Genomic DNA, 11,827 nt, shown 5'->3' with positions numbered 1-11,827 from the left:
ACTCTTTTTTTTATTTCGTTGTATTTGATTCATCATCTTTTTTATTAACTTTGTAGGGTGTTCATAATTATTATGAACCGGTAAATACGCACGGTGTCAATAATATAAATTTAGAGAAAGGAGATTTGTATGAAAAAAATTCCTGATGAAATAAATACATTTAGTGAGACAATAAAAAATAGTGATCTTTCTTCTATAGTACAAAGTGGAATGGAAATAGGTGTTGATTCCGTTATTAATGATGGAATATTAAAGGATATTCCTATTGTTGGTACTTTGGTTAATTTAATAAAGAGTGCTTATTCTATAAATACATATCTCTTTCTCAAAAAAATAATCGCCTTTCTTAATGGCATTGCTGATATTGGTGAAGCAGAACGAAATAAGATGATTTCAGAGATTGATGAATCGGATAAATATAAAATAAAAGTTGGAGAAAAGCTTTTGTTTATATTAGATAAATGTGATGATACAGAGAAAGCTTCCTTAATTTCAAAAGCGTTCTCATCTTTCATAAAGAAAGAAATAGACTACTCTGAATATATTAAAATCGCTCATATTATCAATAATATATTTATTGAAGATTTTGATGGATTTGTTAAAATAGATCCTAAAAGAATCTATGAAGAGGATGCTGTAAAATTTATTAGTTATGGTATTTGTTATATTAAATTTGCCGAACCTGAAGTATGCCAGAGGGAAATAGATACCAAAGAACCTTATGGGCCTGAGTATGAAATAGTGAATGGGGAAAACGATTATATTATAACAGATATCGGAAATAAAATCAAAAGAATATTCGGTAATGAAAATTGAATAACGTTTATTTAGCTTCCTAATTTTTTTATATTATGAATATCGGTTATACTCAACAAACTTAGTGAAAACTTTCTTGTAATTTTTTCCGTACACCTTTAGGTGTGTTTTCTTGCGAGCTTATAAAAATTAATGATCAATATTTGGCTGTTTTTTTTTATAAAGAATATTTTGTTGCGTTCGGCATAGTTTAAGGAAGCTTACTCTGCTCATGACTTAACGAAAACTTTCCTTAGTTTCTTATCTTTCCGTGAGAACGGCCGTTTCATCATGTTATTATTTTATGCTAATTTCTTTTTATCTGTGAGAATGTCAGTTTTAAAATAGTCAATACTAAAAAATAAATGAATACAAATTACTCCAATAAAATATTTGTCATTTGTGATATGATATTTACGAAATAGTAATACCTTTGCAGCCGTAAAATAGAAAATCATGATAGAATACATATCACAGGAAGGATACGACAAGATGGTTGCCGAACTTCACGAACTTTTGAGCGTTGAGCGTCCACGTATTTCCGAAGCTATTTCTGAGGCAAGAGATAAAGGTGATCTTAGTGAGAACTTTGAATACCATGCCGCTAAACGTGAACAGGGCAAGCTAGAAGGACGTATTGACCGCCTGAAAGTAAAACTCACCAATGCACGTATCATTGATCGCAATCGTCTTACATCGGATGCCGTACAGTTGTTTTCAACTGTTAAGCTCACCGACCTTACGCGCAACCGTGAAATGAAATATACTATTGTTAATCCTATGGAAGCCGATTTCTCCACAAGTAAGATTTCTATTAAGACACCTATTGGGCAGGGATTACTAAAGAAGCGAGTAGGGGATATCGTTGAAATAAAAGTACCAGCTGGTATGTTGAAGCTCCGCATTGATGATATTTCAATCATGTAGAATATCTATCCCCCTTTTACTTTAGACAAAAGTGCGTAAATACGCAAAAATATCTAAAGTTGTATATTGCTATTTCATATTTATCGGACAGCAATAATAAGAAATGGGTACAACATGAGCCGTAAGAATATCTGTGTGATTTGAATGATCTTTTAGCCAATATGATGATTCGGTCAAAATAAATTAGGGGATGATCCTAAACGAAAATATAAGATAAGAAGTGAAAATGGAAATTATAGGATGCTGTTTCTTGGGAATATTCACTTTTTTATTAACTTTGTACATAATATTAAATGGTAAAATATGGCAGAAAAGACATCAAACTTGTTTGGAAGATTAGTATGATTACTTGATCTCATCTGCCGATAGAAGCGCATATCCTATCATTACATCAATAATGAATGGCATAAAGCGGACAGAACTATAGGTAAGAGAATGAGTGCTTTTCACAATATGAACCAGAACACGTACGAAATTGGTGAGCGACTTTGCCAGAAATATATTATCTTATTATGAAAAAGAAAAGGACAAACTATGCAAGGAATAGATTTTATAGCAATAGATTTTGAAACCGCCACAGGTAAGCGTGCTTCCATTTGCGAAGCTGGTATCTGCGTTGTGAAAGATAGCAAAGTGGTTGAAACTAAATCATGGTTGGTACGTCCGGAAGACAATCAATATAGCTTCTGGAACATACAGATACATGGCATACATCCTGAAGACACAGAAGATGCTCCCGAATTTCCCGAAGTATGGAATGAAATAGGACAATACCTTAATGACTGTCCTGTACTTGTTGCCCACAATGCCGCTTTCGATATCAGTTGCATTCGCAAATCCTTAGAATATTATGGCTTGGAACATCCTGATATCACATATTATTGTTCATTGCGTGCAGCTCGCCATCTCTACGATTTCGGGTGCAATAAGTTAGATTACCTATGTGACCAGTTTGAAATCCCTTATGGTACTCATCACCGAGCTGGAGATGATGCTAAGATGTGTGCCCAATTATTCTTACGTGAAATAAAGGATGCAGGTTGGACTGAACTAGAAGAAATGGATTATTGCAATGGAATGTTATAACGATTCATGAACTAATAACGTGTTTTATGCTCTTTTTTATAGGTAATTTTTTCTTACGTAATAAATTCTTTGAAATATAAAAATCACCCAAGAGTTTAAAACTGCCTAAAAACCTCCACGCATACTGATATAATCTGATATTCAATATATTAAGAGTGGAGGTTATCTTCCACTAACCTCCACTATCCTCCACTTTTTTGTAAAGTAATGAGAAATATATAGCTGGTGCTAAGCATAAATCTGAATTATCTAAAATAATAAAAGATGATATATGTTTACATAGACTTCTTGAAGTATTAATCATTCCTTACTTTTGTAGATATTATAATACTTTAGAAACCAGAACAAAGTATGATATATGCATATCTGAATGAAAGACATTATGCTTAATGAAATTTTAATTAATTCAAAGATACTCTATCTGTTTTACGTAGAAATAGACTCCGTTTGATCGATAGAATGAAAACTTTATAACGATATAATGCAAACGTTTGATCGTAGAAACGGAAACTTTATGTCGTAGAAACGCAAACTTTGTATCGTAGGAATGTCATATAAAATGGCATTCCTTGTTCTAATATGTGATTTATTCAGAAATAAGTGGAGGTTAGTGGATGATAGTGGAGGTTATCCTCCACCGCTAAAGTGCTGACTAATAATGTCTTAAGCTATGTGTGGAGGATATTTCGCGATTTTGAACAAAAAAAACTTTTTTATTGGTGTTTAAAGGTCGTATTCGCAATTCATACAATAACAGTCAGTGGAAGCGATAAACCTGCACATTATAAAAAGGAAAGCTTATTTGCTCTTAGTAATTGTATGAATCACTTCACCCTTTTTGTCAATCATATACATTTTAAGCTCATTTTTCGATGCGGCTATTATTGAGAATCCATCATCGTTGCTACAGAAAACAGTACCATCTATGTTGGATACTTTTTTGCGAGATAATGATGCAGATGAGTTTACAACATAATCAATATTATCACCTGTTTTTTTAATGTGTTGAAAGTTATGTATATGTCCACATGCGTAAATAGCAACATTTCCATATTTATGAAGAACTGGTAGTAAATATTTCTGCATATCGGTACGTTCTTCTGTATCCTTTCCTGTGTCTGCATATATTGGATGATGCCCCACGCATATTACCCAATCTTCTTTAGCGTTTTTAAGCGTTTCATCTATCCAATCAAGTTCTGCCTGTCTATCTTGTTTGCTTGCATCGGGGTATATTTCGCTTTCGTTTCTATATCTGTTGATAAGTGGTGTTGTATCAAGGTATAGAATCCTTAAAGTTGCATTTCCCGAACGAAGTACTTTTGTATAATATCTTGCAGGCATTACCCATCTTCTACTTATTTTTCCGTAATCCAGTACAGCTTGGGTATTACCTCTATATTCATGATTTCCCAATACAGGGAACCAATCTATCATAAGTTCAGGATGTGAGTATATCATTTCAAAGTTTGTCATCCATAATGGATCATTGACTGATGCCACTCCGTTGAAATGATGGATGTCTCCAGCAGCGATAATACATTTAGGACCTATTGTTTCTCCCATTTCTCCCATAAGTTCTGCGATAGGCTTTTGATCATAATATCCATTTCTGCCCATATCGTTTACCATGAACACATTGATGTCATCTTTTAATTTTTCCCATTCAGAAGGAGCTTGTGCTTTAACAAAACTACTGAATAGTAATAGTGATGATACAACTAATGTCGTCTGTATAAAATTTCTGAGATTTTTCATATTTGTTATAAGTTTATCTTAATTCCACAATTAATTCTTGCACCGTAGTATTCAACTTGCATCGTTCTTTCTTTTGTTCCTTGATAATATCTTAACGGTTGATTCAATAGATTTGTTGCGTCGGCGTAGATTGTTGTTTTGAATTTCTTTCCGAATGTGAAGCTAGCGTTCAAATCCAAATAATTTACGTGATCATAATATCTATCAAGTGCAGCTTCTGTACCCATTTCGTCAATAAAGCTAGAGGCTGTATTATAAGATAATCTAATATTAACGCCACTCTTTTCAAAATAAATAGATGCATTAGCTGTATGTTCTGGAGTTCCTTGCATCTTAATTTTCTCACCATTTGCTACCACACGATGTTCAAAATTATAATTTCGAGTGGTACTATGCGTATAAGTATATGTACCATAGAAACCAATGCATTTTAAAGCTGGAGTTATAAAACCAAAGTCTCTTTCATAAGCCAATTCAGTTCCGAAAATTCCTCCGTCGTATGCGTTATTTGGTTTCTCGATAACATAATCATTATTTCCAATGTTTGATGGTAGCTCTTTTGCGGAACCAACCCATTTCTCCGTAACGATTACATTATGTAGGTCCTTATAAAATAAGCCAACACTTACAAGTCCTACGCTCTTGAAATAGTATTCGCTGCTGAGATCAAAATTGTTGCAAGTAGTGGGACGCAATTTCTCATTTCCTATTTCAGCGGTTGCATCTTGAACATTATAATTAACATTAGGTATTAAATCTGTGTATTTGGGTCTTGCAAGAGTCTTTGTGAATGAAGCTCTCAGTTTGCAGTTATCGTCAATATTATACTTATATAATACACTTGGTAGTAAATTTGTATAATGATTTTTTAAAGATCCTGTAGCTGTTATACTTTGATTTCCATCATTGTCGGCAATTAGATTAAAACCACTATATTTCAAGTTTGTATTTTCAACACGAAATCCAACAATCAAATCTGATTTTTTACTCAATTGTCTATCGTATCTAATATATCCACTTTTAATATTCTCATTAGCATGATAATTTCCTGCTGCATCTTCTAATACTTCAGTTCCTGTAAGTTTGTTAAAGTCAATGCTTCCAAGATATTTTTTGCTTACAAAATCGGTACCAATAGGGTATTGATCGCCAGGCATAAAACCATTTCTGATTTCAGAAGTAAGGTGATTTTTCCATTCATCACCAATCACATCTTTATATTCATAATTTTTTGTATCACGGTCTTTTACCTTTGACGCAAATTTTCCTCCGAATTTCAATTTACCGTATTCACCTCCATTACCTATTGGCAATGTAAAATCCAGTTTACCTTTCCATTCATTCTCGTATATATGTCTATTTGAATTAGTAAGTTCGTCAATAGTCCAATTGTTTCCTTCTATATCTGGAATTTTAATGTTTGAATATGGCTGGCGTCCTGATACATCTTGAAAAGAACTACTGAAAGGTGATTTCAGTGAAATACCGAAATATCTTTCATTAGGCTTATCTTCTGAAGCTCTGGAATAAGATACTCCCCAATTAATTGCTAAAGCATTTAATTCATGTTCTCCTCCTAAATTGAAATCGTATGTTTGCTGTCGTTCTAATCTGGCATTCTTATCATCACCGTTATCTCCACCTTTAGTTTGAAGAACTACCGACTGTTTTTTGTCGCTACTATCTAATTTTTTGTATGTTATTCTATAACGATTTTCCCAGTCATTTCTCTTATTGTATATAGCTTTAAACCATATTTTATTTGCAGGATTGAATTTATAGTCAAAAGCTGCTGAATAGCTTTGGCGTTCACGGGTGACATAGTATTGTCTTACTTCTGCTTTATTCAGTATAATATTATTTTTCCCGTCGTTTACGTAAGTAAATTCTGTATTATCAGAACCGCCTGGAGCATACTGATATGAAGCCGCAAGCATTATGCCTAGTTTGTTATTAAAGAATCTGTTACCATAGGTAAGTCCAAGGTTAAGTTGGGGTTTGTCGCTAATCCAGTTATATCCACTACCCACAGTTGCATTTAGTATTCTATGGCTAGGAGTACTCTTTGTAATAAGGTTAATCTCTCCGCCAATTGCATCACCATCCATATCTGAAGTAACAACCTTGTTAAGTTCTATGGTTTGTATCATATCTGCAGGAATCAAATCTAATTGAATGTTACGTGTGTCTCCGCTTGCAGAAGGTAGCCTGTCTCCATCAATCGTTACCGAAGTATAATCGGCAGAAGTTCCACGAACCTGACCATACCTCGCTTCACCTTGGTCATATTGGACGTTAACACCGCTAATTCTTTTCAGAGCATCACCAATATTTGAATCAGGAAACTTACCCACTTGATCTGCTGAAACGACATTTACAATTCCCATTTTACTCTTTTGCTGTTGTAATGCACGTCTTTGTCCAGAGAATGCACCTGTTATATTTATCTCATGCAAGGTTGCACCTTCATCAAGAGTAATATTCTCTTCTAAAGTTTTACCATTAATTACTTTTATCTTTATTACCTTTGGAGTGTATCCAACATAAGATACTTTTACATCATAAATTCCTGGTCTTAGATTAGACAATGTGTAATATCCATTTGCATCACTGGTAACACCAGTATGAATACTTTCAACAATAACAGTTGCTCCTGGCAATGTTTGTTTAGATGAGTCTGTTATTCTCCCTTTTACTGTTCCGTTGGCTTTAAAGTCTGCACCTTGCTCGGCAAACATTCCGTTACATAATGATGTGTAAAATAAAATAACCGTTAGTACCTTGTATACATGCTTCATGTTTATCTTGTTTTTAATTTCAGGTGCAAAGTTATGGTTTACACGTTAAGAATTTGTAAACATTCTATTAAGAGTCTGAATCGTAATCTTTACAATTCATTTACAATATGTAAAATCACGTTTCGCTTTTTGTGATTACAAAACTAGGATAATATCGTCTTAAATAGAAAAACGACCCTATACATCCGTAATGATGAAAAGAGCTTTCAATATAATATTCCTGATAATTACAACATTTTTAGTATCATGCAGTAGTGACGTATATATGTATAGCAGTTTCCATGAACCTGCTACAGACGGATTGCGCTATCTTTGGAGTCGTGATGGCATTCATTGGGACTCTATACACGGAACATGGCTTTCTCCGAAAGTTGGAAAGCAGCACGTGATGAGAGATCCTTCGATACAGTCAACACCTGATGGCGTTTTTCACATGGTATGGACAAGTAGTTGGCGCGGCGATCGTGGTTTTGGATATGCATCTTCTCGTGACCTCGTGCATTGGAGCAAAGAAAAATTCATAGAGGTTATGCAAGATACGACAACTGTTAATGTATGGGCACCCGAACTTTTTTATGATGATGCACGTAAAGAAATGATGATCGTGTGGGCTTCTTGTGTTCCATATAAATTTGATAAGGGACAGGAAGAGGAGAATAATAATCATAGACTTTACTATACAACAACAAAGGATTTTGTGACTTTCTCTCCTACAAAGTTGCTTGTTGATACCCATTTCAGTGCTATCGATGCCACCATATTAAAGCGTGGTAAAGACGATTATGTAATGGTGGTAAAAGATAACACGCGCCAAAATCGCAATCTCCGTATTTCTTTTGCTCATGATGCCCATGGTCCTTGGACAAAACCATCAGAGACATTTACAGAGAACTTTGTAGAAGGTCCTACTACCGTTAAGTTGGGTAAAGACTATATTATATATTATGACCGTTACCAGAAGCATGACTTTGGTGCAATGAAGACACGGGATTTCATACACTTTACAGACATTACATCTGAAATAAGCGTACCTAGTCTGCATAAGCACGGTACAATTTTCAAAGTTCCAAAGCATTTGGTAAATAAATTGATAAAATGAAGAAACTGTTTTTCGCTACAATAGCATTTTGCATGCTAGCTTCGCCAATGAATGCGCAACAAGTACATTACTCAGGAAGTCAACTAAGTGATCCAAACCGTCATGATGGAGGACTCTCGCCTGTTGTTGGAGTGCACAATATACAAATTCTTCGTGCCAATCGCGAGCATCCTTCTTTGCAGAACGGAAATGGGTGGACATATAATCATCAGCCGATGATTGCTTATTGGAAAGGTAAGTTTTATGTACACTATCTTTCTGATCCTTCGGATGAGCATATTCCACCTTCGCATACCAATCTGCAAACATCACAAGACGGATACCACTGGACTTCACCCGTTGCTATATTTCCAGAGTATCGTGTGCCTGAAGGATATACTAAAGTTGGTAATAACATAAAAGCTCATAATCTGATTGCCGTAATGCATCAACGTGTGGGTTGGTATATAAGCAGTGAAAACCGCCTGTATGCTTTAGGGAATTATGGAGTTGCACTAGATCCGAAGGATGATCCAAACGATGGTAACGGTATCGGACGTGTGATAAGAGAAGTGAAGGCTGACGGTAGTTTCGGAAAGATTTACTTTATATATTATAATCACTCTTTTAATGAGTCGAATACTGATTATCCATATTTCACTCATGCTGACAGACACCTTGTAAAGGCTGCAAAAGAGATTCTTGCTAACCCTCGTTATCGTATGCAATGGGTGGAAGAGGCTGACAGAAATGACAAGCTTATTCCGCTAGACAAACCTTATAAGGCTTATAATGATTATACGTTGCCAGATGGTCGCCTCGTTGCTTTATGGAAACATGCTCTTACATCAATATCCGCAGATGGTGGAAATACGTGGAGTCAACCAGTGGAACGCGCGGCTGGGTTTGTAAATAGTAATGCAAAGATTTGGGGACAGCGATTGTCAGACGGCAGTTACGCAACTGTGTATAACCCTTCAGAATACAGATGGCCACTTGGCATATCGTTGTCGGCAGACGGACTTAATTACACAACTCTCAATTTTGTATGCGGAGAAGTTCCTCCAATGAGATATGGGGGTAATTATAAAAGTTTTGGGCCACAATATGTAAGGGGAATACTTGAAGGAAATGGAAAGCCGCAAGACGGCAATATGTGGGTAGGCTACTCAATGAATAAGGAAGACATTTGGGTGGCACGTATACCTGTACCTGTACAGACAGATTCACATAGCCAGGCAGATGATGACTTCTCTCGTTATACTTCATTGTCGCAACTTACCATGTGGAATATATATTCTCCTTTAATGGCACCAGTTGGATTAAGTGACAAATGGCTTACATTGAAAGATGAAGATCCTTTCGACTATGCACGTGTAGAGCGCAAGATTCCTGCAACACGCGAGTTGACTGTTGACTTTGATTTGCAGGCAATGCAAAATCATAATGGAATATTACAGATAGAATTTCTTGACGATAAAGGAATCTCTGCATCTCGTATAGAACTAACCAATGAAGGCATTATGCGTGTGAAAAGTGGGGCACGATATGGCAAAATTTGTGATTATGTTCCCAATCATGTATATCATATTAAGGTACATCTTAGTGTAGATCACCGCATGGCTGAATTCTTTGTTGACGGAAAAAATGCAGGAAAGAGAATATTTTATGCTCCTGTGCATGAAATAGAGCGGATAATGATGCGAACAGGTATTCAGCGTACAACTCCCGACGTTGATTCTCCAGCTGATTGGAATGGAATACTTGATAATGCTGGCGGCACTGATTCTCTTGCTGAATATCGTATAGCAAATTTCAAGACTGAAAGTGAGGATGCAAATGCTGGGGCAGCTGTATTAAAACCATCTGATTATCGCCATTATGTTGATTACTTCAATAATATGGAAGACGAGAATATCGTTCAGGCTATTCCTAACGACAGTGCATGGCAGTGGATGCAAAGTAATATCCCATTGTTTGACTGTCCGCAGAAAGACTTTGAACAGATATGGTATTATCGCTGGTGGACACTTCGCAAGCATATTGAGAAAACTCCTGAAGGATATGCGATGACAGAATTTCTAGTAAAACGCAATTATGCTGATAAATATAATTTGATTGCGTCTGCTGTAGGGCATCATATTAATGAGAGTAGATGGTTGCGCAATCCAATATATCTTGACCAGATAATCAATACATGGTTTCGAGGCAATGACGGAAAACCGATGAAGAAGATAAATTTCTATAGTTCATGGATTGCGTCAAGTATATGGAATCGTTATCTCGTAGATCATCGCAAGGATAATGCAACAGCATTGCTGAATGATTTGGTCTGGGAAAATAAGCTGTGGGATAGTCATCGTTGGATAAATGAAAACAAACCGTCTCTATATTGGCAATATGACGTGAGAGACGCGATGGAAGAAACTATAAGTGGAGGACGAAAAGAGAAGAATGCCCGTCCTAGCATTAATAGTTATATGTATGGAAACGATCGTGCTATTGCTAATATAGCACGTCTTGCAGGAAAGAATGATGTTGCCACACTATACAATCTCAAGGCAGATACGATTAAAAATCTTGTAGAAACTAAGTTGTGGAACGACAGTGCAAAGTTCTTTGAAGTGAAATATCCAAATAATAAGTTTGCTGCTGTTCGTGAGGAAATCGGTTTTCTGCCATGGTATTTCAATCTGCCGACAGACAATAGCGACTTTTCTCAGGCATGGCTTCAGGTGACTGACGAGAAAGGCTTTTCCGCTCCATTTGGTTTGACTACAGCAGAGCGTCGTCATCCTGGATTCCGCAGTCATGGAGTCGGTAAATGTGAATGGGACGGTGCCGTATGGCCTTTTGCCACTAGTCAGACGCTTACTTCAATGGCTAATCTTCTGAATGATTACTCTCATCTACCTATCATAAATAAAGATGGTGATAATGATGATTCGTGGCACAAAGCATATTTCACGGAACTTGAGAAATATGTGCAGAGTCAGAACTATCGTGGTAAACCATATATCGGTGAATATCTTGATGAGACAACTGGATATTGGTTGAAAGGCGATCAGGAGCGAAGCAGATATTACAACCATAGTACTTTTGCTGATCTTGTCATCACAGGATTGTGCGGTCTTCGCCCACGTCAGGACAATACCCTTGAAATAAATCCGTTGTTACCAAACGGAAAATGGAAGTGGTTCTGCCTCGATAATATCCTTTATCATGGTCATAACGTATGTGTTGTGTGGGATGAGAATGGCGGTAGATACCATATCGGGCGAGGCATGACGATATTCGTTGACGGAAAGAAGGTTGCCAATAGCAATAAACTCGGAAGAATAATCGTTAAGGATATATTGAAGTAACTCTAATATATATAAAACAA

The 11,827-nt window shown here is 36.0% G+C and carries 7 protein-coding genes; 5 read left to right on the top strand and 2 right to left on the bottom strand.

The window, feature by feature from the left end:
* The first annotated feature begins 129 nt into the window (after window positions 1-129).
* The 3 genes from HEQ28_RS08645 to HEQ28_RS08635 all read left to right on the top strand — a co-directional run bounded on the left by HEQ28_RS08645 (window position 130) and on the right by HEQ28_RS08635 (window position 2,808).
* Window positions 130-816 carry a hypothetical protein gene (locus HEQ28_RS08645; protein ID WP_434501857.1) on the top strand — a complete coding sequence of 229 codons (687 nt, stop codon included), beginning with the start codon at window positions 130-132 and terminating at the stop codon, window positions 814-816.
* 438 nt (window positions 817-1,254) lie between these two features.
* The gene (gene greA / locus HEQ28_RS08640) at window positions 1,255-1,722 is read left to right on the top strand and encodes a transcription elongation factor GreA (protein ID WP_434504446.1); all 468 of its coding nucleotides are present in this window, start codon (window positions 1,255-1,257) and stop codon (window positions 1,720-1,722) included.
* A 534-nt stretch (window positions 1,723-2,256) separates the two neighbouring features.
* Window positions 2,257-2,808: a 3'-5' exonuclease gene (locus HEQ28_RS08635; protein ID WP_434501856.1), complete on the top strand. Its 552-nt coding sequence runs from the start codon at window positions 2,257-2,259 to the stop codon at window positions 2,806-2,808.
* 798 nt (window positions 2,809-3,606) lie between these two features.
* Here the strand turns inward: HEQ28_RS08635 and HEQ28_RS08630 are convergent.
* Together HEQ28_RS08630 and HEQ28_RS08625 are read right to left on the bottom strand one after the other, a co-directional pair.
* Complete coding sequence (locus tag HEQ28_RS08630; protein ID WP_434501855.1) at window positions 3,607-4,566, bottom strand: metallophosphoesterase; 960 nt, start codon at window positions 4,564-4,566, stop codon at window positions 3,607-3,609.
* Between the two features lie 5 nt (window positions 4,567-4,571).
* Window positions 4,572-7,364, bottom strand: coding sequence for a TonB-dependent receptor (locus HEQ28_RS08625; protein WP_434501854.1), 2,793 nt, complete (start codon window positions 7,362-7,364; stop codon window positions 4,572-4,574).
* Between the two features lie 193 nt (window positions 7,365-7,557).
* Between HEQ28_RS08625 and HEQ28_RS08620 the strand changes: the two genes are divergently transcribed.
* The gene (locus tag HEQ28_RS08620) at window positions 7,558-8,463 is read left to right on the top strand and encodes a glycoside hydrolase family 43 protein (protein ID WP_434504445.1); all 906 of its coding nucleotides are present in this window, start codon (window positions 7,558-7,560) and stop codon (window positions 8,461-8,463) included.
* Complete coding sequence (locus HEQ28_RS08615; RefSeq protein ID WP_434501853.1) at window positions 8,460-11,807, top strand: MGH1-like glycoside hydrolase domain-containing protein; 3,348 nt, start codon at window positions 8,460-8,462, stop codon at window positions 11,805-11,807. The genes HEQ28_RS08620 and HEQ28_RS08615 overlap by 4 nt, the downstream gene beginning before the upstream one ends.
* The last annotated feature ends 20 nt before the right edge of the window (window positions 11,808-11,827 follow it).

The sequence above is a fragment of the Prevotella sp. genome (genome assembly GCF_051059605.1).
In the GTDB taxonomy this organism is placed as follows: domain Bacteria; phylum Bacteroidota; class Bacteroidia; order Bacteroidales; family Bacteroidaceae; genus Prevotella.
Note: the sequence above shows the minus strand (reverse complement) of the source record. Positions and strands in the feature narration are given on the sequence as shown.

What these genes read in the sequence shown, in the direction of transcription:
- HEQ28_RS08645 (WP_434501857.1), top strand. Translation starts at nt 130, where the DNA reads ATGAAAAAAATTCCTGATGAAATAAATACATTTAGTGAGACAATAAAA.
- HEQ28_RS08635 (WP_434501856.1), top strand. Translation starts at nt 2,257, where the DNA reads ATGCAAGGAATAGATTTTATAGCAATAGATTTTGAAACCGCCACAGGT.
- HEQ28_RS08630 (WP_434501855.1), bottom strand. Translation starts at nt 4,566, where the DNA reads ATGAAAAATCTCAGAAATTTTATACAGACGACATTAGTTGTATCATCA.
- HEQ28_RS08625 (WP_434501854.1), bottom strand. Translation starts at nt 7,364, where the DNA reads ATGAAGCATGTATACAAGGTACTAACGGTTATTTTATTTTACACATCA.
- HEQ28_RS08620 (WP_434504445.1), top strand. Translation starts at nt 7,558, where the DNA reads ATGAAAAGAGCTTTCAATATAATATTCCTGATAATTACAACATTTTTA.
- HEQ28_RS08615 (WP_434501853.1), top strand. Translation starts at nt 8,460, where the DNA reads ATGAAGAAACTGTTTTTCGCTACAATAGCATTTTGCATGCTAGCTTCG.